This is a genomic window from Bradyrhizobium sp. P3_C3 (assembly GCF_056402655.1).
The window spans coordinates 68,448-90,903 of the sequence record NZ_JBFUGY010000031.1; the positions used below are offsets into that span (position 1 = coordinate 68,448).

Annotated in this window: 18 protein-coding genes and 1 pseudogene; 8 read left to right on the top strand and 11 right to left on the bottom strand. The window is 64.9% G+C overall.

Features of this window, described 5'->3' with window-relative positions:
- Positions 1 to 524: 524 nt before the first annotated feature.
- From mnmG to AC1DW2_RS29600, 4 genes are all read left to right on the top strand, one after another.
- Complete coding sequence (gene mnmG, locus AC1DW2_RS29585) at positions 525 to 2,405, top strand: tRNA uridine-5-carboxymethylaminomethyl(34) synthesis enzyme MnmG (protein ID WP_477007786.1); 1,881 nt, start codon at positions 525 to 527, stop codon at positions 2,403 to 2,405.
- Between the two features lie 138 nt (positions 2,406 to 2,543).
- On the top strand, positions 2,544 to 3,185 hold the full coding sequence (gene rsmG / locus AC1DW2_RS29590; RefSeq protein ID WP_477007816.1) for a 16S rRNA (guanine(527)-N(7))-methyltransferase RsmG: 642 nt from the start codon (positions 2,544 to 2,546) through the stop codon (positions 3,183 to 3,185).
- Between the two features lie 30 nt (positions 3,186 to 3,215).
- A complete protein-coding gene (locus tag AC1DW2_RS29595) occupies positions 3,216 to 4,070 on the top strand; it encodes a ParA family protein (RefSeq protein ID WP_071908759.1) in 855 nt (284 codons plus the stop codon).
- Between the two features lie 140 nt (positions 4,071 to 4,210).
- Positions 4,211 to 5,098 carry a ParB/RepB/Spo0J family partition protein gene (locus tag AC1DW2_RS29600; RefSeq protein ID WP_028150177.1) on the top strand — a complete coding sequence of 296 codons (888 nt, stop codon included), beginning with the start codon at positions 4,211 to 4,213 and terminating at the stop codon, positions 5,096 to 5,098.
- Here AC1DW2_RS29600 and holA read toward each other — a convergent pair.
- The 3 genes from holA to leuS form a co-directional block, all read right to left on the bottom strand.
- Positions 5,034 to 6,104 carry a DNA polymerase III subunit delta gene (holA, locus tag AC1DW2_RS29605; RefSeq protein WP_477007817.1) on the bottom strand — a complete coding sequence of 357 codons (1,071 nt, stop codon included), beginning with the start codon at positions 6,102 to 6,104 and terminating at the stop codon, positions 5,034 to 5,036. The genes AC1DW2_RS29600 and holA overlap by 65 nt on opposite strands.
- Positions 6,105 to 6,234: 130 nt before the next feature.
- The gene (gene lptE / locus AC1DW2_RS29610; protein ID WP_028150179.1) at positions 6,235 to 6,786 is read right to left on the bottom strand and encodes an LPS assembly lipoprotein LptE; all 552 of its coding nucleotides are present in this window, start codon (positions 6,784 to 6,786) and stop codon (positions 6,235 to 6,237) included.
- The gene (gene leuS / locus AC1DW2_RS29615; protein WP_477007787.1) at positions 6,773 to 9,397 is read right to left on the bottom strand and encodes a leucine--tRNA ligase; all 2,625 of its coding nucleotides are present in this window, start codon (positions 9,395 to 9,397) and stop codon (positions 6,773 to 6,775) included. The genes lptE and leuS overlap by 14 nt, the downstream gene beginning before the upstream one ends.
- A 191-nt stretch (positions 9,398 to 9,588) precedes the next feature.
- On the opposite strand from leuS, the gene AC1DW2_RS29620 reads away from it, so the two are divergent.
- Positions 9,589 to 10,635 (top strand): GGDEF domain-containing protein, encoded by a 1,047-nt coding sequence (locus AC1DW2_RS29620; protein WP_477007788.1) that lies wholly within the window; start codon positions 9,589 to 9,591, stop codon positions 10,633 to 10,635.
- Here AC1DW2_RS29620 and AC1DW2_RS29625 read toward each other — a convergent pair.
- Positions 10,632 to 12,335, bottom strand: a complete 1,704-nt coding sequence (locus AC1DW2_RS29625) for a diguanylate cyclase domain-containing protein (RefSeq protein ID WP_477007789.1) — start codon at positions 12,333 to 12,335, stop codon at positions 10,632 to 10,634. The two genes, AC1DW2_RS29620 and AC1DW2_RS29625, sit on opposite strands and share 4 nt — an antisense overlap.
- A gap of 109 nt (positions 12,336 to 12,444) precedes the next feature.
- On the opposite strand from AC1DW2_RS29625, the gene AC1DW2_RS29630 reads away from it, so the two are divergent.
- Positions 12,445 to 13,134 (top strand): YggS family pyridoxal phosphate-dependent enzyme, encoded by a 690-nt coding sequence (locus AC1DW2_RS29630; protein WP_477007790.1) that lies wholly within the window; start codon positions 12,445 to 12,447, stop codon positions 13,132 to 13,134.
- A 182-nt stretch (positions 13,135 to 13,316) separates the two neighbouring features.
- On the opposite strand, the gene AC1DW2_RS29635 is transcribed toward AC1DW2_RS29630, so the two are convergent.
- Together AC1DW2_RS29635 and AC1DW2_RS29640 are read right to left on the bottom strand one after the other, a co-directional pair.
- The gene (locus AC1DW2_RS29635) at positions 13,317 to 14,102 is read right to left on the bottom strand and encodes a 2-keto-4-pentenoate hydratase (RefSeq protein ID WP_477007791.1); all 786 of its coding nucleotides are present in this window, start codon (positions 14,100 to 14,102) and stop codon (positions 13,317 to 13,319) included.
- Positions 14,103 to 14,108: 6 nt separating this feature from the next.
- Positions 14,109 to 14,678, bottom strand: a complete 570-nt coding sequence (locus AC1DW2_RS29640) for a L,D-transpeptidase family protein (RefSeq protein WP_085403075.1) — start codon at positions 14,676 to 14,678, stop codon at positions 14,109 to 14,111.
- Positions 14,679 to 14,882: 204 nt separating this feature from the next.
- Between AC1DW2_RS29640 and AC1DW2_RS29645 the strand changes: the two genes are divergently transcribed.
- Together AC1DW2_RS29645 and AC1DW2_RS29650 are read left to right on the top strand one after the other, a co-directional pair.
- Positions 14,883 to 15,569 (top strand): response regulator transcription factor, encoded by a 687-nt coding sequence (locus AC1DW2_RS29645; protein WP_007598630.1) that lies wholly within the window; start codon positions 14,883 to 14,885, stop codon positions 15,567 to 15,569.
- A 59-nt stretch (positions 15,570 to 15,628) separates the two neighbouring features.
- Positions 15,629 to 16,075 (top strand): cyclic nucleotide-binding domain-containing protein, encoded by a 447-nt coding sequence (locus tag AC1DW2_RS29650; RefSeq protein WP_071908749.1) that lies wholly within the window; start codon positions 15,629 to 15,631, stop codon positions 16,073 to 16,075.
- Between the two features lie 14 nt (positions 16,076 to 16,089).
- Here the strand turns inward: AC1DW2_RS29650 and xth are convergent, their stop codons facing one another.
- The 5 genes and pseudogenes from xth to AC1DW2_RS29675 all read right to left on the bottom strand — a co-directional run bounded on the left by xth (position 16,090) and on the right by AC1DW2_RS29675 (position 22,431).
- Entirely contained in the window at positions 16,090 to 16,905 is an 816-nt protein-coding gene (gene xth, locus AC1DW2_RS29655) for an exodeoxyribonuclease III (RefSeq protein WP_477007792.1), read from the bottom strand.
- Between the two features lie 202 nt (positions 16,906 to 17,107).
- Positions 17,108 to 17,851, bottom strand: coding sequence for an outer membrane lipoprotein carrier protein LolA (locus tag AC1DW2_RS29660; RefSeq protein WP_477007793.1), 744 nt, complete (start codon positions 17,849 to 17,851; stop codon positions 17,108 to 17,110).
- Positions 17,852 to 18,001: 150 nt separating this feature from the next.
- Positions 18,002 to 20,482: a DNA translocase FtsK gene (locus AC1DW2_RS29665; protein WP_208083832.1), complete on the bottom strand. Its 2,481-nt coding sequence runs from the start codon at positions 20,480 to 20,482 to the stop codon at positions 18,002 to 18,004.
- Positions 20,483 to 20,491: 9 nt separating this feature from the next.
- Positions 20,492 to 21,706: an aminotransferase class I/II-fold pyridoxal phosphate-dependent enzyme gene (locus tag AC1DW2_RS29670; RefSeq protein WP_354118395.1), complete on the bottom strand. Its 1,215-nt coding sequence runs from the start codon at positions 21,704 to 21,706 to the stop codon at positions 20,492 to 20,494.
- Positions 21,707 to 22,027: 321 nt separating this feature from the next.
- Positions 22,028 to 22,431 (bottom strand): annotated as a pseudogene (locus AC1DW2_RS29675) (GFA family protein).
- Positions 22,432 to 22,456 lie beyond the last annotated feature (25 nt).

Sequence of the window (22,456 nt, forward strand, 5' to 3'; positions counted from 1 at the left end):
AGCGTTTCACGTGAAGCAGCAGCGGGATGGGTTCCGGTCCGTTTCACGCGGAGCGCGTGCTTGCAGGCTCCGGCCTGTTTCACGTGAAACAGCGGGGCGAGTGGCCCGCCTCGGTCTCAGTCTTCGTGCGCACGGTCTGATCGCCTGAAGGGCAGTGAAGGTCGTGGCCGGTGGCCGTCCCCCAAGCTCGTCATTGCGAGGAGCCCTTGCGGCGAAGCAATCCAGACGGCCTCCACGGAGGGATTCTGGATTGCTTCGCTCCGCTCGCAATGACGGAGTAGGCCGATCGCTTGTGCCCTCTCTTCCCCCGTCCAGAGCCGTGCGAGATCTCGCCAGGAGTTCTCGCCCGGTTAGACCCATCCTGTTTCACGTGAAACAGCAGTCCGCTCAGTTCCGGTTCTACTGTGCATGGGGTTGTTTTCGCGAAAATGCGCATCGCCTCCTGCCGCCCCGTTTCACGTGAAACAACCGCCTCACCCAGTTTCTACTTCCGGCTTCTCCACCTCTGAGATAGAAGTCGGCCCATGCGAACAGAGCGAGAGAGTTTCGACGTCATCGTCATTGGCGGCGGCCACGCCGGCTGTGAAGCCGCGGCTGCTTCCGCCCGGATGGGTGCGACGACCGCTCTGGTGACGCACCGTTTCTCCACGGTCGGCGCGATGTCCTGCAACCCCGCCATCGGCGGTCTCGGCAAGGGCCATCTGGTCCGCGAGGTCGACGCGCTGGATGGTCTGATGGGCCGGGTCGGCGATGCCGGCGGCATCCAGTTCCGCGTCCTCAATCGCCGCAAGGGACCGGCTGTCCGGGGCCCCCGGGCTCAGGCCGACCGGAAGCTCTATGCCGCAGCCATGCAGGCCGCAATCCAGGACACCGAAGGTCTTTCCGTCATCGAGGGCGAGGCGGACGAGCTGATCGTGGTCGAGGGCCGGGTCACCGGACTACGCCTGGCGGACGGCCGCGAGCTTCGGGCAGGGGCTGTCGTCGTCACCACCGGCACCTTCCTCCGCGGTCTGATCCATCTCGGCGAGAAGAACTGGCCCGCCGGCCGGGTCGGCGAGGCGCCCGCGATGGGTCTTTCCGCCTCCTTTGAGCGGGCAGGCTTCACCCTTGGACGGCTTAAGACCGGGACTCCGCCCCGCCTGGACGGCACCACGATCGACTGGTCAGCGGTCGAGATGCAGCCCGGAGACGAGCCGCCGGAGCCGTTCTCGGTGATGACCGAGCGGATCACGACCCCCCAGATCCAGTGCGGGATCACCCGGACTACGCCCGCGACCCATGAGGTGATCCGCGCCAACGTCCATCGCTCGCCGATGTACTCCGGCCAGATCAAGAGCTCCGGACCGCGCTACTGTCCCTCGATCGAGGACAAGATCGTCCGCTTCGGCGACCGCGACGGCCATCAGATCTTCCTGGAGCCCGAGGGGCTCGATGATAGCACCGTCTATCCCAACGGCATCTCGACCTCGCTGCCGGAGGAGGTCCAGCTCGCGATCCTCGCCAGCATTCCTGGCCTGGAGCAGGTGAAGATGGTCCGTCCGGGCTACGCCATCGAATACGACCACATCGATCCCCGCGAGCTCGATCCGACCCTCCAGACCAAGCGTCTGCGTGGCCTCTTCCTGGCGGGTCAGATCAACGGCACCACCGGATATGAGGAAGCTGCCGGGCAGGGCATCGTGGCCGGCCTGAACGCGGCTTTGGCCGCGAGCGGCGCCGCGCTAACCGTGTTCGACCGTGCCGATGGCTATCTCGGTGTGATGATCGACGACCTCGTCACCCGTGGGATCAGCGAACCCTATCGGATGTTCACCTCCAGGGCCGAGTACCGGCTGACCCTGCGCGCCGACAATGCCGATCAGCGCCTCACCGAGAAGGGGATTGCGCTCGGATGCGTCGGGAGCGCCCGGACGCAGCATCACCGCGCCAAGATGGACGCCCTGAATGCGGCCAGGGCGCTGTCGAAGTCCCTGACGATCACCCCGAACGAGGCGATCAAGCACGGCCTGTCGCTGAACCGGGACGGCCAGCGCCGTTCGGCGTTCGAGTTGATGGCCTATCCGGACATCGGCTGGAGCCAGGTCCGGGCCATCTGGCCGGAGCTGTCGGCGATCGACCCGGTCATTGCCACCCATCTGGAGATCGACGCGAAGTATGACGTCTATCTCGAGCGCCAGAGCGCCGACGTCGAAGCTTTCAGGCGAGACGAGGGGATGGTGCTGTCGGACGTCGATTACCAGCAGGTCCCGGGTCTTTCCAATGAAGTGCGGGCCAAGCTTGAGAAGGCGCGGCCGTTCACCGTCGGCCAGGCTGGCCGGATCGATGGAATGACGCCGGCGGCGCTCGGTATCCTCGCGGCCTACCTCCGGCGCGAGGCACGGAAGATCTCAAAGGCGATCGCATAGGCGTTTCACGTGAAACAGCGCGGGCCGGGCGGCAGATCGTCATCAGCGAAACCATCGGCAGGTGAGGGCGCAAGCCGTCGATCCGAGCCGACGCCGATCAAACCGAAGATCGACAAGGCCAGCGCCAACGATCGGTCGCTGGACTCCATCATCGCCGCGGACAAGCTCGCAGCGCTCAGGCTCGCCCCCGTTTCACGTGAAACCGAGGAGCGACTCGACCGCTACATTGCGCTGCTCCGCGAGTGGCAGGCCAAGACCAATCTGGTCGCGCCCTCGACCCTGCCGCAGCTCTGGACCCGGCACATCGCCGACTCGCTCCAGCTCGTCGATCTCGCCCCTTCCGCGAAACGCTGGGCCGACCTCGGCAGCGGCGGCGGCTTTCCCGGAATCGTCCTCGCCTGTGCCATGGCCGGGACGCCTGGCGCCAGCGTCCATCTCGTCGAGCGAATCGCCAAGAAGGCGGCCTTTCTGCGCGAAGCAGTTCGCGTCACCGCATCTCCGGGGCTCGTACATCTCGCGGAGATCGGGGATAATGTGGATAGAATCACCGGCCCCGTGGATTGCGTCACCGCGCGTGCGCTGGCTCCGCTACATCAACTCATCGGCTTTGCGGAGCCGCTGATGCGCCAAGGTGCAAAAGCGCTGTTTCTGAAGGGTCAAGATGTAGAGGCTGAATTGACCGAAGCCGCTAAATATTGGAATATCCAGCCGCAGCTTCACCAAAGCCGTACCGGCGACGGTTGGATCGTCGAGCTGACGTCCGTCGAGCAGCGCGGCTGAGGCGTTCAGGGGTCGAGTGGGGAATTTGCGATGAGCGTGATTGACGAACCGCAGCAGCAACAGACCGGCGAAGTGCCGCAGGGCCACCCGCGCATCCTGGCGCTGGCGAATCAGAAGGGCGGCGTGGGAAAAACAACCACGGCGATCAATCTTGGCACGGCACTCGCTGCGATCGGCGAGCGCGTCCTGATCGTCGATCTCGATCCGCAGGGCAACGCCTCGACCGGCCTCGGCATCGATCGCCGCAACCGCTCCTGCTCGACCTATGACGTGCTGATCGGCGAAGCCGCTCTGCGCGAGGCGGTGGTCTCGACCGCGGTGCCGCGGCTGCACATCGCACCCTCGACCATGGACCTCTCCGGCCTCGAGCTTGAGCTCGGCACCACGCCCGGCCGCGCCTTCAAGCTGCGCGACGCCATCGGCGCGCTCAACAACAACGTCTCGCCGGACGCCGATTACACCTATGTGCTGATCGACTGCCCGCCCTCGCTCAACCTGCTCACGGTGAACGCGATGGCAGCCTCCGATGCGATCCTGGTGCCGCTGCAGTGCGAGTTCTTCGCGCTCGAAGGTCTGTCGCAATTGCTGCAGACGGTGGAGCAGGTGCGCTCGACGCTCAATCCGAACCTGTCGATCCACGGCATCGTGCTGACCATGTTCGACTCGCGCAACAACCTCTCGAACCAGGTCGTCGCCGACGTCCGTCAGTTCATGGGCGAGAAGGTCTACAAGACCATGATCCCGCGCAACGTGCGCATCTCGGAAGCGCCGTCCTACGGCAAGCCGGTCCTGGTCTACGATCTCAAATGCGTCGGTAGCGAAGCTTATCTGCGGCTCGCCACCGAAGTGATCCAGCGCGAGCGCGAGCTGCGCACCACGCATTGACGATGCCGTAGGGTGGGCAAAGGCGTCTTCGCCGTGCCCACCATCTTCCGCGCAAACTGGTGGGCACGCTTCGCTTTGCCCACCCTACGATTCGAAATTCAGTTCTGGAGTGTTGCACCGTGAATCCAAGGGAGCTGGCGATGGCCGACGAAGCGCGTTCGCGACTGGGCCGGGGTCTTGCGAGTCTGATCGGTGATGTCGGCGGCGAGGCTCAGCATGTCGATCGTCCGCGCGCGCAGCGCAAGGTGCCGATCGAATTCATCAAGCCCAATCCGCGCAACCCGCGCCGCGCCTTTTCGGAAACGGAGCTCAAGGAGCTCTCTGATTCGATCAGACAGCACGGCGTGATCCAGCCGATCGTCGTGCGTCCAGTCAAGGGCGCGCAGGATCGCTTCGAGATCATCGCCGGCGAACGGCGCTGGCGCGCGTCGCAGATGGCCGGCCTGCACGAAGTGCCGATCGTGCCGGTCGACATCAGCGACAGCGATGCGCTGGAGTTTGCGATCGTCGAGAACGTGCAGCGCGAAGACCTCAACCCGATGGAAGAGGCGCTCGGCTATCACGCGCTCGCCAACGAGTTCAAACGCAGCCAGGACGACATCGCAAAGGTCGTCGGCAAGAGCCGCAGCCACATCGCCAACATGATGCGGCTGACGAAACTGCCGGCCGAAGTGCAGGCCTTGATCACGAGCGGCGAGCTGACCGCCGGCCACGCCCGCGCGCTGATCGGCGTGCCCGATCCGCTCGCGTCAGCCAGGCGCATCGTCGCGGAAGGCCTCAACGTCCGCCAGGCCGAGGCCCTCGCGCATGAAGAGGGTGTGCCGGAGCGCAAGCCGCAGAAGGCGCGCAGCACCGGGGGCAAGGAAAAAGACCCCGACACGATCGATCTCGAAAAGCGCGTCAGCGATGCGCTTGGCCTCAAGGTCACGGTCAATCACCGGGACCCCGGCGGCTCCGTCCAGATCAACTACCGCAACCTCGACCAGCTCGACGAGGTGATGAAGCGGCTGGCGAAGGGCGCGCTGTAGACCTAGCCCTCAGTGTCGTCCCCTGGGCGATGGCGGCGGCGAGCGTCGATTGCTTGCGGGTGTCGAGCGCGGCGGTCGCGAGCTGCTCGATGATTGCAGCGAGCCGCGCCACGCTGAAATTGCGCAGCGCCGTTTCCACCGCGGGCTTTCGCGAAAAATGCAGGCGCGGATAGCCGCCCTCAAGCACGGCGGAGGCAGGCTGGCCGTCGGCGATTGCGAGCGCAGATTTGTGCAGCCACGCGGCCTGGCGCTGCGCGGCGGAGATGATCACGCCGGGATAGGTGCCGGCGATCATGGCCTTTGCAAATTCGGTCTCGACGATGTCGGGCCGGCCGGCGAAGGCACCGTCGACGATGGGGTCGAGTTTCAGCTCGGATGCATCGGCAACGACGGACATCACGTCATCCAGCGTGATCTCGCCTTTGCCATGCGCATAGAGCGTCAGCTTGCGCAGCTCATTGCGCGAGGCCTGGCGGTCGCCGCCGAGGAATGACATCAGCGCCGCGCGGGCATCCTGCGCGATGCGCAGATTGGCGATGCGGAGCTCGTCGTCCATCAGCTTGGCAAGGTCGCGCTCGGTGTCGGGATAGCAGCCGATCGCCACGGCCGTCTTGGCGCGCTCGCAGGCTTTGCGCAGTGGCGATTCCGGGCGCAGCTCGCCGGCTTCGATCACGATGCGGCAATCCTTCACGCCCATCTCCGCCAGCGTATCGATACCGCTGGCAAAGCTGCGCGAGCCGGCGCGGACGCGGATGGCGCGGCGGCCGCCGAACAACGGCACCGTCATGGCTTCATCGACGAGCCGCGACGGCTCGGCGGAGAGTTCGTCGCCGTCGAGCTTGACGAGCGAGAAGGGATCGTTGGGGTCGTCGACGGCCGAGGCAATCAGCGCATCGGCGCGCTCGCGCACGAGGCCGGCATCGGGACCGTAGAGCAGGATGATCGGTCGGCCCCCGTCAGGACGGGCGAGGAAGGCGTCGATCTCTTTTCCGCGCAGCGCGACCATTGGGCCCAACTGTCATTCCAGGGCGCACGAAGCGCGAACTACGGCGCGCAATTGCGCGCCTGAGAATCTCGATCAATAATCTCTGGATTCCGGATCCGCCCTGCGGGCGCTCCGGAATGACGGGGATGACTTAAGTGCCGGCGATGAAGAACGAGGCGAGGCGAGTGTTGATGTTCTCGGCGATCTCGTTGGCGGCACGATCCTCGGCATCGCGAAGGGCCCGGTTGCGGGCAAAGCGCTGGTAGGAGCCGGGCATGTCATAGGACACGCGCGCGAACGTCGTGCCGGTCATGACCGACTTGCCGCTGACGACCTCGATCAAATTGTACTGGGCGTCGATGCCGTAGTTTTCACTGTTCGGCAGGCCGGTATTGGGATCGACGATCAGCGACGTTTTGCTGCTCGCGAAGCGAATCTCCAGGCGATGGGTCGGCGGCATGCCGGTGGCCGTGCCGTAGAGCTTGAAGGCCAGGGCGTTGCGGACCTCGACGCCGACACGGGCCTCGCGGGAGGCATTGGCCTTGTTGATCGGCGGAAGGTCGACCCCCATCAGCTTCTCGCGCAGGCCGGGGGTGCCGTCACCGCGCTCGGCATACATCGGCTGGAAGCAGCCAGCCGTCAGTGCCGCCAATGCGGCGACCGCCAGCAAGCGGGCAGCGATCCGGATCCTAGCCGACAACATTCACGATCCTCTTGGGGACGATGATCACCTTGCGGACGGGCTTGCCGTCCAGGGCCAGTTTTACCGCATCGAGGGCCAAAACGGCAGCCTCGATTTCCGGATTCTGGGCCACTGTTGCAACTGTGACCTCACCCCGCTTCTTGCCATTGACCTGGACCACCAGGGTCACGGCGTCTTCAACCAGCAAATCGCGTTCGATTTGGGGCCAATCGGCCTCGGAAACCAGCCCGCTGTGGCCCAGAACCTGCCAACACTCCTCGGCCAGATGCGGCATCATCGGGGAGAACAGCTGAACCAGGATCTGGCTGGCCTCCCGGACCGCCCAGGCGAGGTCAGCTGTGGGCTGGCCGGGGCGCTGGAGCACCTCCGAAAACGCATTGGCGAATTCGCGGATATGGGCAAGGCAGACATTGAAGTGCAGCCGCTCGATGCCGGTGGTGACCTTGTCCAGCGCGCCATGGGCGGCCTTGCGCAAGGTGGTCGCATCCGGGCCGAACGAGCCCGGACGGTCCGCCGGCGCGGCCTGGCCGAGCTCCACTGCATCGTTCACCAGCCGCCACAGCCGCTGCACGAAGCGCGAGGCGCCCTGAACGCGCTCGTCGCTCCAGATCACGTCGCGGTCGGGCGGGGAGTCCGACAGCATGAACCAGCGGGCGACATCGGCGCCGTAGGTCTCGATGATGTCGTCGGGGTCGACCGTGTTCTTCCTCGACTTCGACATCTTCTCGATCGGACCGATCTGGATGTCTTCGCCTGACCTCAGCAGCGTCGCGCGCCGGCCGTTGCCGCCGACCTCGATCTTCACCTCGGCCGGTTGCACATAGGTGCCGTCGGCCTTCTGGTAGGTCTCGTGCACCACCATGCCCTGCGTGAACATGCCGGCGAACGGCTCGTCCAGCGCAATGTGCCCGGTCGCCTTCATCGCGCGGGTAAAGAAGCGGCTGTAGAGCAGATGCAGGATCGCGTGCTCGACGCCGCCGATATACTGGTCGACCGGCAGCATCCGGTTGGCGACAGCTGGCGTCGTCGGTGCGTTCTCATTCCAGGGATCGGTGAACCGCGCAAAATACCAGGACGAATCCACGAAGGTGTCCATGGTGTCGGTTTCGCGCTGGGCCTTGCCGCCGCATTTGGGGCAGGTGACGTGCTTCCAGGTCGGATGATGGTCGAGCGCATTGCCCGGTCTGTCGAAGGTCGCGTCATCCGGCAGCGTCACCGGCAGGTCGGCGTCCGGCACCGGCACCACGTCGCACTTTGGGCAATGGATGACGGGAATCGGGCAGCCCCAATAGCGCTGCCGCGAAATACCCCAGTCGCGCAGGCGGAAATTGACCTGACGCTCGCCAACCGGCGCATTGCCGCGCAGTTCGCCTTCCAGCCGCTTTGCGACCTCGTCCTTGGCCTGCTCGATGGTCATGCCGTCGAGGAAGCGCGAATTGATCATGCGGCCGTCACCGTCATAGGCGGTATCGGTGATGACAAACGTCTTCGGGTCCTGGCCCTCGGGGCACACTACCGGAATGTTGCCGAGATTGTACTTGTTGACGAAGTCGAGGTCGCGCTGGTCGTGCGCGGGGCAGCCGAAGATCGCGCCGGTGCCGTATTCCATCAGCACGAAGTTCGCGACATAGACCGGCAGCTTCCAGCTCGGATCGAACGGGTGCACCGCGCGGATGCCGGTGTCAAAACCCTGCTTTTCCGCGGTGTCGATGATCTCTTGCGCGGTGCCGATCTTCTTGATGTCGGCGATGAACTGGGCAAGCTTCGGGTTCTTCGCGGCGGCTGCCTGCGCCAGCGGATGATCCGACGAGATCGCCATGAATTTGGCGCCGAACAGGGTGTCCGGGCGCGTCGTAAAGATCTTCAGCTCGCTCTCGCCGGCGGGCGTCGTCGCCTGATCCAGCGCGAAGCGGACCAGCAGGCCCTCGGAGCGCCCGATCCAGTTGCGCTGCATCAGCCGCACCTTGTCGGGCCAGCGGTCGAGCCCATCTAGCGCCGACAGCAGATCCTGCGAGTACTTCGTGATCTTGAAGACCCACTGGCTCATTTCCCGTTGTTCGACAACGGCACCCGAGCGCCAGCCGCGGCCGTCGATCACCTGCTCGTTGGCGAGCACGGTCATGTCGACCGGATCCCAGTTGAGCTTGCGCTTCTCACGCTCCGCGAGGCCGGCGGCGAGCATGTCCAAAAACATCTTCTGCTGATGCTTGTAGTAGCTGGGGTCGCAGGTCGCGAATTCGCGCGACCAGTCCAGCGACAGCCCGATCGAGCGGAGCTGCTTCTTCATCGCGGCGATGTTGTCGTAGGTCCAGGCCTTCGGGGCGACCTTGCGCTCGATGGCGGCGTTCTCGGCCGGCAGGCCGAAGGCGTCCCAGCCCATCGGGTGCAGCACGTTGAACCCCTTGGCGCGCATGAAGCGGGCCAGCACGTCGCCGAGCGTGTAGTTGCGGACATGGCCGATATGGATACGCCCGGACGGGTAGGGGAACATCTCCAGCACGTAGTATTTCGGCCGCGAATCGTCGTTCTTGGAGACGAAGATCGCCTGCTGGTCCCAGGCGGCTTGCCAGCGCGGTTCGGCGTCGCGGGCGTTGTAGCGTTCGGAGGTCATGGAATCGTTGGGTTTTCGTGGATTCGGCCGTCTAAAGACGGCGGACTAGGCCATAGAAGTCCTTAGGGGGTCAATGGGTTGCCGCTGGCGGCGGCCCCCCGCAAGGCTGCTCCGCTAAAGTACGGACGGCCCATTGGGATCGGATTAAGGGGTCGGTGCGAGGTTGGCCCCCGACAGCACCCCGCCAGGCGATGGAATCAGGCTTCGACGATCTCGATTACGACTATGCCGCGTCCATCGCCGGACGGGCGGTGCGGAGCATGGCCGAGCAGCGGATTCCGCCAACGCCGACCAATTTTGCCGTCTGGTTCCACTATTTCGCAGGCAGCCATGACGACCTGCGCAATGCCATCGATCTCCTGATCGACCACAACCGTCCCTTCGACGCCAGGACCAACCAGGATCTGTTCGAGACCTATGTCGCGCCCCGGGCGGGCGCCGTCGCCTCCGAGACGTCCGATCGGCTGCATGCCCTCATGGGGGCGGCGAAGGAGTTTCTGGCGACGGCCATGGCCGACAATCGTTCCCAGATGCAGGCGATCAGCGAGGTCGCTGATCGGGGCAGGGCCGGTGTCGATCCGAAGGCGCTGGTCGCCCAGCTCATGAATGAGCTGGCGCGGGCCGCCACGAGGGCGACCCGGCTCGAGGCCGGCTTTGCGGAAAAGACCCGCGAGCTCGACGTGATCCGCGACTCGCTCTCCAAGTCCGAAGAGCGCGCCCGGACCGATACGCTGACGGGGCTGGCAAACCGGCGGGCGCTCGATGAATTCCTGCGCAAGGCACAGACGACCGCGGATTGGGGCGAGCCGCTCGGCGTGCTGATGCTCGACATCGACCACTTCAAGACCTTCAACGACAATTTCGGCCATGGCGTCGGCGACCAGGTGCTGCGCCTGATTGCGAGAGTGCTGCGCGAAAAAGTTCGCGAGCAGGATCTGTCGGCCCGCTATGGCGGCGAGGAGCTGATTGCCGTGCTGCCGGATGCCGATCTCGCCACTTGCGCCGAGATCGCCGAGCGCATCAGGCGCGCGATCGCCGAATGCACGATCACGCGCCGCTCGACCGGGGAGACCCTGCCCGGCATCAGCGTGTCGATCGGCGTGGCGCAGTACCGGACCGGCGAGACGATCACCGATCTGATCGAGCGCTGCGACCGCGCGCTCTATCTCGCCAAGGGCGGCGGCCGCAATCGCGTGGTAACAGAAGTCGAGCTCGATCGCGCGGCGGCTGCGGGCTAGGCGCTCGCGGCCAGCATCATGGCGGCCGCGCTGTTCTCGATTACCTGGATGCCGTGCTCCATGACATTGTTGCGGCCGCGGTGTTTTGCGGCGTAGAGCGCGGCGTCGGCAGCTTCGATGAGATCGCCGGGGCGCAGCGTCTCGTTCGGCTTCGTTGCGGCAACGCCGATCGAGACGGTGACGATCATGTGGGCGGAGGTGATGTGCGGCAGGCACAGCTTCAGCACGGCCGCGCGCACCTGCTCGCCGATCTCGACGGCGCGGTTCACATCGGTGTTCGGCAGCAGCAGGCAGAACTCCTCGCCGCCATAGCGGGCCGCAAAGCCCATCGTGTCGGCGGCGATGCCGGACAAGGATTCGCCGAGCCGGGTCAGGCAGGAATCGCCTTCGAGATGGCCGTAGGTGTCGTTGAACAGCTTGAAGTGGTCGACGTCAATCATCAGCAGCGCAAGCTCGCTGTCATACTGCTGCGCGCGCATCCATTCGAAGTCGAGCCGGCTCTGGAAGCCGCGGCGATTGGCCAGCCCCGACAGCATGTCGATCGAGGCCATCACGGTCAGGCGGTCGTTGCTCGCGATCAGCTCGCGCTCGCGCTGGCTGAGCTGCGCGGCCATCGCGTTGAAGGCGCGGGCCAGCGGCACGAACTCGGCCGGCAGCCGGTTGCGCGCGGCGCGGGCCGAGAGATCGCCTTCGCCGAGGCGTTTGGCCATGTCGGCCAGCATCTCAATCGGCTTGATCACGAGCTTCTCGGCGGCGATCAGCGCGCCGAGCAGCACGAACAGGACGACGAACGCGAGCTGCAGATAGGCAGTGCGGATGTCGCGGCTGACCGCCGCGGACACCTTGTCCTCGTCGATGCTGGCAATCAGGCGGGCATTGGTGCCGGCGATGCGGATATAGCTCACCGCGCGGCGGGAGCCGTCAGCGGCGAGGAAAGAGAGTGAGCCCTCGTCCTGGTCCGAACGCAGCGCCCTGTCGGCGATCGCCGACATCAGCGGCATGTTGTCGAGCGGACGGCCGATCGCGCTGTGCTGGTCAGCCGGCGCGGCGAGCACGGTGCCGGCGCTGTCGACCAGCACGGCAGTGATGCCGGCACGGCCGCCGAGATTGCTCATGACCTTCGACATCCAGTCGAGGTTCACGGTGGCGAGCACGACGGCATCCGCCACACCGCTGAAGGCCGACACCGGATAAACCGCCATGACGGTCGGCGACGGCACGGGCCGCGACAGGATGAAGTCGCTCAGCACGAAGCGGCCGGTTTCCTGCGCCTGCTGGAAGTATGGCCGGTCGCTGAGGTCGAGGCCGACATACATGTTGTTGGTGGCGCACTGGATGCGTCCGTCCTGGCCGGCGATCAACAGCGTGCGGATCCAGGGAAGGTTCGACGGCAGGCTCGCGCGCAGCACGTCGCAGCTCTTGCTGATGCCGCCGGCGGAGGCGCGGATGAAGGCTTCAGATTTCAGGATGGTTTCGACCGACGAGATCACTTCGCGCTGCGCATCGGCGCTGTGTCTTGCAATGGTGGTGAATTCGGTCGCGGCCTGCGCGATCTGCCGCGCGCGCGTGTCCTCGAGCGAACGGATGCGCTCGAACATCAAAGGCGTCACCAGAATCACCGCGAGCAACGCAAGCCGTGCCCGGATTCCGAGAACCTGCTTGAGTTTCACTCGTTTGCGGTTGAAACTGACGTTTGCCATCTTCGCTGCCCACCCCATCGGCCAAGGTAAAGCGAAGGGTTCAAAAACTCTTTCTTGAACTCGGTAAAATTAGAACTAGCTCCGCAACAATCCAGTCCGAACCGACGTCATGACCGAAACCAACACCGCGCCGGTAACCGGCCATTCACCAAACGCGCTCGCTGCGGTCGAAGCCGAAATTGTCCGCGCCTGCAAGGAAGCGCGGCGCGATCGTGCCTCCGTGACGCTGATCGCGGTGTCCAAGACGTTCGCCGCGGATGCAATTATCCCGGTCATCGACGCCGGACAGCGCGTATTCGGCGAAAATCGGGTGCAGGAGGCCAAAGGCAAGTGGCCGGCGTTAACGTCCGCTTATTCCGGCATCGCGCTGCATCTGATCGGGCCGCTGCAGTCCAACAAGGCGAAGGAGGCGGTGGCGCTGTTCGATGCCATCCATTCGGTCGACCGCCCGAGCATTTGCCAGGCGTTAGCCAAGGAAATCGAATCCCAGAACAGGCACCCGGAGCTGTTCGTCCAGATCAACATCGGCGAGGAGCCGCAGAAGGCCGGCATCGCTCCCGGCGAGGCCGATGCCTTCATCGCGAGCTGCCGCGACAGCTATGGGCTGACGATCTCCGGCCTGATGTGCATCCCGCCGGTCGACGAGCCGCCGGCGGCGCATTTCGCGCTGACCGCCAAGATCGCGGAGCGCAATGGATTGAAGAATCTCTCGATGGGCATGAGCGCGGACTTCGCCACCGCGATCATGCTCGGCGCCACCCATGTGCGCGTCGGGAGTGCGATCTTCGGGCATCGGTAGTTGCTGTCGTCCCTGCCTAGTGCGCAATTGCGCACGGGGCGCAGAGACCCATACCGCGTGATCTCTGATTGGTGGGTGGTCTTCGTACCGGCGAAAGTGAGGTAACTGCCAGTCTTCGCCAAACTTCTCCCTGGGGTTATGGGTCCCTGCGTCCGCAGGGACGACGGCGGTGTGTGCGGTGGTTACGCAAACCCCACCGACACCTGCCCCAGCACACCAAAATCCACCGCGAAATGGTCGCCGGCCTGGATCGGCAGCGGCGGATGGCACGTGCCTGTCGTCACCGCCTCCCCTGCCCTCAAGGTGATGCCGAGCCCGCGCAGCTCGTTGGCAAGCCAGGCCAGGGCAACGCGGGGATCGCCGAGCACGTTCTTGCCGTGGCCGAGATAGCGCTGGCCGCGAAGCGTGATCTGCGGCCGCTCCTCGACGAGATCCATGGCGCGCCAGTTCGCAGTCGTGGCGGCGCCCAGCACAAACAGATGCGCGCAGGCATTGTCGGCGATGAGCTGTGCCTCGCCGGCGCTGGCGAAATCGCCAAAGCGCGAGTCGGGAATCTCGATCGCGGGATGCAGGGTGTCGACGGCGGCGAGCACGTCGTCGACATTGTACGGCGTCGCGCGCTTCGGCAGATCGCGGCCCATGACGAAGGCGAACTCCGGTTCGCCGACGCGCATCTCGTTGCCCTTCATCGACGCGGTGCCGCCGTCGGCGATCACGGTGTCGCTCATGATGCGGCCGGCCAGCGGGCCCGCGACATTGATGTGCTTCTGTCCGGCCTCGCTTGTCGCCGCGATCTTCCAACCGAACAGCTTTCCAAGCGGTTGGTTTTCGAGGACGGCCTGGATGGCATAGCCATCGGCGCGGCTCTGCGGTCGCAACCGCGGCTCCAGCGCGTCAAACTTGGTGCCGTCGCGCCAATGTTTGACCAGGACCTGCGATGCGGCGGCGATCTGATCCTTGTCGAGCATGTGCCCTCACCCGATGATGATTCTTGTTCTTGGTCCCAGTCGCCGCAGCAATTGCAGCATCGCCGCTTTGGTCATCGAGACGCAGCCTGCGGTCGGCCCGAAATTGTCGCGCGCCAGATGCAAAAACACCGCACTGCCGCGGCCGGCGATGCGCGGTCTGGTGTTGTGGTCGATTTCGATGATGAAGTCATAGAGATGGTCGGTCCGCTTGAGACGGTCACCGCCCTGCTCCGGTCCGAGCCGGATCGCCTGATTGTAGTGGCGATCTCCGGCGTCCTCGCACCAAGCGTCCGTGTTGCCGATGGTCCGGGCCGGAAGAAAGGTCCGCGGACGGCTGTGGCGGTCGCCCCGCCACCACAATTGCCTGGGACGGAAGCTGCCCCGCGGGGTGCCGCCATCGCCCTCGCGCTTGTTTGCCAGGATTCCGCCCCGCCCCAGCGCCACCGGGATCGTCAGCGCGCCGGCCGTCAGCCAGCCCCGGCGCGGATTCCCGGCAGCAGGTTTAACGCGGATCGCTCGAAGCGGTCCGGAGCTTCGATTCCTTGGGTAACTAGCTGAATTCGCTTTGTTTTTCATGTGAACGTGCGATGTCGAATTCATTACAGGACATTCATCAAAACGGCCTGAGATTTTGAGTTAGAGTGCTTCTGGCTTGTGAATCGGTAACAGCCCACTACTTCAACACGAACAACAATAATAACGGCGACCCCCCTAACTTTCCCTCGCGGCTGGGTGCAGCATGCATGCGCGCCGAGCCGGACTCCAAAAGGATGACCCCCTATGGCCAATGCCCGCAAGATCCTCATCGTGGATGACGATACCGATCTGCGCGATACGTTGGTGGAGCAATTATCGCTGCACGAAGAATTTGAGGCCTCCGCCGTCGATACCGGGGCCAAGGGCGCGAGCGCCGCGAAGGCCAATGCCCCCGATCTCGTCCTGATGGATGTCGGCCTGCCCGACACAGATGGCCGCGAGGTGGTTCGTTCCTTGCGCAAGGGCGGCTTCAAGGCGCCGATCATCATGCTCACCGGGCATGACACCGATTCCGACACGATTTTGGGGCTGGAATCCGGCGCCAACGACTACGTCGCAAAACCCTTCCGTTTCGCCGTACTGCTGGCCCGCATCCGCGCCCAGCTCCGCCAGCACGAGGCGAGCGAGGACGCGGTGTTCTCGGTCGGCCCCTACTCCTTCCGCCCGGGCTCGAAGATGCTGACCGCGGCCAATGCCCGCAAGGTCCGGCTCACCGAGAAGGAAACCGCCATCCTCCGCTTCCTCTACCGGGCCGGCCAGATGCCGGTCTCGCGCGAGACCCTGCTCCAGGAGGTCTGGGGCTATAATTCCGGCGTCACCACCCACACGCTCGAAACCCACATCTACCGCCTCCGCCAGAAGATCGAGAAGGACGCCGCCAATCCGGAGATCCTGGTCACGGAAGCCGGTGGCTACAAGCTGGTGCCGTGATACGCTTTAGGGGCGTGCGAATCGTTTTAGATCGCATGCCCTTTGAGCCCCGGACCTGAATGTCAATCGACGACGACGTAGCGCTTCTCGAGCGTGTCCCGACACTGCGCTTGTTGGGAGACGCGTCGTTGCGCATGCTGGCGATCGGCTCCGAGCAGCGTAATTTCGTCCGCGGCGACGTCCTGTTCAATCTCGGCGACGAAGCCGATGCCGGATATGTGGTTCAACGCGGCGCCTTTCGGGTCGACGACGGCGCCGGCGCGGAGATGATCGCAGGTCCCGGCGCGCTGATCGGCGAGCTCGCGCTGGTGGTGCCGATGAAGCGGCCGTCGAGCGCGGTCGCGCTGGAGCACGCCTCCGTCATCCGCGTCGCGCGCAGCTTGTTTCAACGCGTGCTCGAGAGTGACCCCGCGGCTGCGGTGCGCCTGCGTGACGAATTCGCGGTGCGCTCCAGCCAGATCGCGAGCGATATCCTGATGGCGGGCGCGAAGCTGACGTCGTCGTAGCCCGGACGGCGCCGCTACACCTCCAGCGTCACCGTCACCGGCACGTGGTCCGACGGGCGCTCCCAGCTCCGCGCGTCGCGCAGGATCCTGAAATCGCTGACCGCGTCCTTCAATGCGCGCGAGACCCAGATGTGGTCGAGCCTGCGGCCGCGATCACCGACGGTCCAGTCGGCGGAGCGATAGCTCCACCACGTATAGACCTTCTCCGACATCGGAAAACGCTCGCGCGCGACGTCGACCCACTCACCGGCTGCCAGCGCGGCTTGCAACTTCTCGGTCTCTACAGGTGTATGCGAAACCACTTTCAGAAGCTGCTTGTGCGACCACACGTCGTTCTCGTGCGGCGCGACGTTGAGATCGCCGACCAGGATGTGGCGATCCTCCCCGCGCGGATGCAGCGGCTCGCAGGCCTTCATCTCGTCGAGGAAGCGAAGCTTGTGGTCGAATTTCTCGTTCAGCGCGGGATCGGGAATGTCGCCGCCGGCGGGCACGTAGAAATTATGCAGCACCAACGGCTTTGCGATGCTGGCCTTCTCGCCGAACGAGACCGAGATGTGGCGCGAATCCACCTTGTCGCAGAAGGTGCGGATGTCTTTCGATTCGAACGGGATCCTCGAGACGATGGCGACGCCGTGATAGCCCTTCTGCCCGTTCAGCGCGACATGCTCATAGCCCAGCCGCTTGAAACGCTTCAGCGGAAAGGCATCGTCGATGCACTTGGTTTCCTGGAGGCACAGCACGTCCGGCCGCGCGCTCTTGAGAAACTTCGCGACCAGGTCGATGCGCAGCCGCACCGAATTGATGTTCCAGGTTGTCAGGGAAAGACGCATGAGGGATGCGTCTTAGCAAGCTCTCGTAGGGTGGGCAAAGGCGCAAAGCGCCGTGCCCACGTCTTTTCGGGTTTGGGTGCAAGGTTCGTAGCGAGCCCTCGTAGGGTGGGCAAAGCGAAGCGCGCCCACCAATGCCTGCCGCAAGGAGAGATGGTGGGCACGGCGCTAATGCGCCTTTGCCCACCCTACGGCAGTAGAGCTTTCAACCCGGCGATGGGCCGTAATTGGTGAAATCGATCTTGAACATGGCAGGATCGAGCTTCTTGCCCGCATCGAGATTGTAGACCGCGATCGTGGTGTCGTAGCCCTGCGGGTCGGTGACGGTCCACTGCTTCAACTGGCCGTCCTTGGCGCCGAACATCAGCAGGAGGCGGCTGGTGCCGACCAGCGCCTGCTTCTCCTCGATGGTGACGCTGACGAAGACGTCATCAGCCGAGACGTTGACGACATTGGTGTCCTTCATCAGGTCGATGCGATCGGACAGCAGGAAGCGCAGCGGCGTCTGCGACAGCGGATAGACGTCCTGGGTCGCGAGCTTGCGGTCGCGCACCACCAGCGAGGATCCGTCGGCGACGATGTCGATCGGGCTCGGCGCGTCATATTCGAAGCGCACCTTGCCGGGCTTCTGGATGTAGAAGTCGCCCTGCGTCTTGCTGCCGTCGGGGCCGACCTGGACGAAATTTCCAACCAGCGTCGACAGCGAGGACAGATAGGCGCTGACCTTGGCCGCCTGCGCCTTCTGGTTGGCGTCGAAGGTCTGGAAGATGCTGGTCGGCACGTTGCGGCGCGGATCCGGGATGACCGGGTTCGGCGGCGTCTGGGTCGCGCCGGTGACAGCGGGGCCTCCGCCATCGCGGCCCTTCGGCGCGGGCTTCGGCACAGGCACGGTCTGCGCGAACGACGCCGCGGTCACCATCGMGGCGGTGACGAGAAGCACGCCGGCCATACGCGCGCTTCGCGCAGCGATGGTGGCAGCGAATCGAATGTCCGGATGTCTGATCAACGCGTCGTCCTGTGTGGCTGGGCGCCCTTTTAGCGTGATTTCGCTACTGCAGATATCGATTTTGCGTGAAATTATGTTCAGAGGCGGCTCGCCTCACATGTGGCTGTCTTCTTCCTCGACCAGAATCTCGCGCTTTCCGGCGTGGTTGGCGGGTCCGACGATGCCCTCGAGTTCCATGCGCTCCATCAGCGAAGCGGCGCGGTTATAGCCGATCTGGAGCCGGCGCTGGATGTAGCTGGTCGAGGCCTTGCGGTCGCGTTTGACGATGGCCACGGCCTGTTGGAAGAGATCGCCGCCGCCATCCGCGCCCATGCCGCTGGCGTCGAACACGGCGCCACCGTCCTCGTCCTCGGTCGGCTCTTCGGCCGTGACGGCCTCGAGGTATTCGGGCTGGCCCTGCGTCTTGAGGTGACGCACCACCTTTTCGACTTCCTCGTCCGACGCGAAAGGTCCGTGCACGCGGCTGATGCGGCCGCCGCCCGCCATGTAGAGCATGTCGCCCTGCCCGAGCAGCTGCTCGGCGCCCATCTCGCCCAAAATGGTGCGGCTGTCGATCTTGGACGTCACCTGGAAGGCGATGCGGGTCGGGAAGTTCGCCTTGATGGTGCCGGTGATGACGTCGACCGACGGGCGTTGCGTCGCGAGGATCACATGCAGGCCGGCGGCGCGCGCCATCTGCGCGAGACGCTGCACCGCGCCTTCGATGTCCTTGCCGGCGACCATCATCAGGTCGGCCATTTCGTCGACGATGATGACGATGTAGGGCAGCGGGTCGAGCGAGAGCTTCTCTTCCTCGTAGATCGCCTTGCCGGTTTCCTTGTCGAAGCCGGTGTGCACAGTGCGCGTCGGTTCCTCGCCCTTGGCTTTCAATTCGAGCAGGCGCGTATTGTAGCCGTCGATGTTGCGCACACCGAGCTTGGCCATGTTCTTGTAGCGCTCTTCCATCTCGCGCACGGCCCATTTCAGCGCGACCACCGCCTTCTTCGGGTCGGTCACAACAGGCGTGAGCAGATGGGGAATGCCGTCATAGACGGAGAGTTCGAGCATCTTCGGATCGACCATGATCAGGCGGCACTGGTCCGGGCGCAGCCGGTAGACCAGGCTGAGGATCATGGTGTTGATGGCGACCGACTTGCCGGACCCGGTGGTGCCGGCGATCAGCATGTGCGGCGTGCGCGCGAGGTCGATGATCACGGGGTCGCCGCCGATGGTCTTGCCGAGGCAGAGCGGCAGCTTCGCAACCGAATCGACAGTCTCCTTGGCGACCAGCAGCTCGCGCAGATAGACCTTTTCGCGATGCGCATTCGGTAGCTCGATGCCGATGGCGTTACGGCCGGGTACGACGGCGACGCGTGCCGACAGCGCGCTCATCGAACGGGCGATATCGTCGGCGAGACCGATCACGCGCGATGACTTGATGCCGGGCGCCGGCTCCAGCTCGTACAGTGTGACGACGGGACCCGGATTGGCTTTCACGATCTCGCCGCGCACGCCGAAATCCTGCAGCACGCCTTCGAGCGAACGCGAATTGGCTTCCAGCTCAGCCTTGCTGAGCGGCTGGCGATCGCCCGCCTTGGGCGCGGCCAGCACGGACACGGACGGAAGCTCGAACTTGTCGGAGGATTTCTTGGAAGCGGCCTTTGGTGCAGCCTTCTTGCGCGGGGCGCGCGCGGCCGGCTCCTCCTCTTCCTCCTCCTCGTCTTCCTCTTCTTCGTGCTCGTCCTCGTCAATTTCGTCTTCGGACTGCGGCGAGATCGACGGCGCGGCGCGGCCGGCGCCGAGATTCGGCTCCTGGCGGCTGAACGCAACGGCTTTGGTCTTCGGTCCGCTCGAGACCAGCGAGCGGTAAGCGGTGCCGAGCAGCCAGATCAGCCGCGCCTTCGTGCTCATCAATGCGTGGAACAGCCACCCCAGCGACACCGAGCCGCGATCGCTCTCCTCGTCTTCGTCGAGCGGCTTGTCGTCGTCCTCGATCTCCGCGAACTCGTCGTCGTGCGCGCGCGCGCCGAGGCCGCAGGCGATCAGGAAGGTCGCGCCCATCGCGGCGAACAGGATCGTGCCCAGCACCATGCGATAGATCGTGCCCGCCGGTCCGAAAATCACCGCGGGCGCGCGTACGAGCGCATCGCCGACCACGCCGCCGAGGCCGGTCGGCAGCGGCCAGGCGCCGCCATGCGGCCAGCAGCTGGCAAAGCCCGCAGCGATCACGGTGCAGAGAATCCAGGAACCGAGCCGCAGCGCCTCGCGGTCGAACGGGCGATGGGTCATCATGCGCCAGCCCCAGACCGCGACCGTCAGGACCAGCATGATCGCGCCGAGCCCGAGGATCTGCATCGCAAGGTCGGCGCCGATCGCGCCGGCATAGCCGAGAATGTTGCGGATCGGCCGCGAGGTCGCGTGGCTGAGGCTTGGATCCTGCACCGACCAGGTCATCAGCGCGGCCGAGGCGACGCCGGACAATGCAATCAGGCCGAAACCGGTGAGTTCGCGCATACGCCGCGCCAGCCCCTCGCGGATCGACGGTGGCAGATGGCCGACCAGTGGAATGACACGTTCGATTGCCGACATGCTCATGGGCCCCGCCTAACCCAGAGTCTCGACCAGGCGGTGCAGCGCCTGCGCCGTGGTCTCGCCATCCTGCACCAGCGCAAGGCGAATGAAACCTGCGCCCGGATTGAAGCCGTCGGGCTGGAGCCGCGCCAGATAGCTGCCGGGCACCACGCGTACGCCTGCTTCCTTGAAGAGCCTGAGCGTGATCGACACGTCGTCGCCGAGCGCGGACGTGTTGAGCCAGACGCAGAAGCCCGCGTCAGGCCGGCGATAGCCGTAACGATCGCCGATGATCTGGTCGGCGAGATCGAACTTGATCCGGTAGAGCCTGCGGTTCTCCTCGACATGCGCCTCGTCGCCATAGGCAACGGTCGCGACATGCTGGAGCGGCACCGGCACCTGCGGCGCCGCGATGTTGCGCAGTTCGAGGAACATGCCGATGAATCGCTTGTCGCCGGCGGCGAAACCGACGCGCAGGCCCGGCAGGTTGGAGCGTTTCGACAGCGACTGGAACGCAACCACGCGGGTGAAATCAGGGCCGGCGCATTCGAGCGCGCTGCCCGGGGCCTCGCGGGTGTAGATCTCGGAATAGCACTCGTCGCTGAGGATCACGAAGCCGTAGCGGTCGGCGAGCTGCTTCAACCGCCTGAAATAGTCGGGCTTGGCGACCGAGCCCTGCGGATTGGCCGGCGAGGCCAGATAGAACGCCACCGTGCGCGCCAGCGTCGCTTCGTCGATGGCATCGAGATCGGGCAGAAAGCCGTTTTCCACGGTGGTCGGCAGGTAGACCGGCTCGCAGGCCGCGGCTCGGGCGCCGGCGCCATAGACCGGATAGAACGGGTTCGGCATCAGGATGGCGGGCTTGCCGGGGCGCGGGCCGACATAGCGCGCGGCCGCGATCGCGGCGAGGAACAGCCCCTCGCGGCTGCCATTGAGGACGAGAATCTCGTTCTCGGGGTCGAGCGGCCGCGGCAGCTTGAAGCGCGACGACAGCCAGGCGCCGGCGGCGTTCCGGAACGGGTCGGTGCCCTTGTTCGCGGGGTAACGGCCGAAATCGGCGATGTGCTTGGCCAGCACCGGGCCGACGAAGTCAGGCACGGGATGCTGGGGCTCGCCGACTGCAAGCGTAATCAAGGGTTTACCCGGCTGATGGGGTGCCAGCAGCTCGTTCAGCCGGACGAAGGGCGAGCGTTCGCTATCGGAGCTTCCACTGTCCTGCGGCGCACGGGATGAAGCGGTTATAGCCATTCTGGACGCCAGCACTCTTGGAACAGCCGGTCGCACCAAGGCGCCGGCGGGAAGCGGTTCACTTCACCATAGATAGGGCGAGGTTAAGACGCGATTAACCATCGGCTTTCCGCGCCATCAAGAGTCATTTCCGTGACCTGGATTTGAGGTCCGGCCCGTTCAGAGCGGGAATAATGAGGCCGCGTACAATGGATGCGGGGTGGGCCTGGGTCTCGTCATGGCCGGGCTTGTCCCGGCCATCCACGGCCTTCCTGCCACGCCCCAGGAACGTTCATGCCCAGGGCAAGCCCGGGCATGACGAGTTTCCGGATATGGGCGCGCCTAGTGCCCCGGCAATTTCTCGAACGTCGCCATCCCCGCAGGGATCGCATGGAACTCCTGCTTGTCGCAGGTGTAGATCGCCATCTGCGGATGGAACTGCTTTGGCTCGCCAGGGTGCCGACCTTCAGGATCGCCGCTGGCAGTCCCGGAACCTTGGTCACCAGATGGGTGCCGCATTCGGCGCAGAATTCGCGCGTGACGGCGCGTTCGAGATCGTTGCGCGTGAATTGCTTGGGCTGCCCGGTGATGTAGCTGAAGCCGGCCGCCGGCATCGCGATGAAGGTGTTGGGCGCGCCGCCCGAGATGTACTGGCACTCGCGGCAATGACACTGGGCCTGCATCATTGGATCGCCTTCGGCCACGTAGCGCACTTCGCCGCAATAGCATCCGCCTTCCAAACGCATGATGACCTCCCGATTTGTTTTTCGT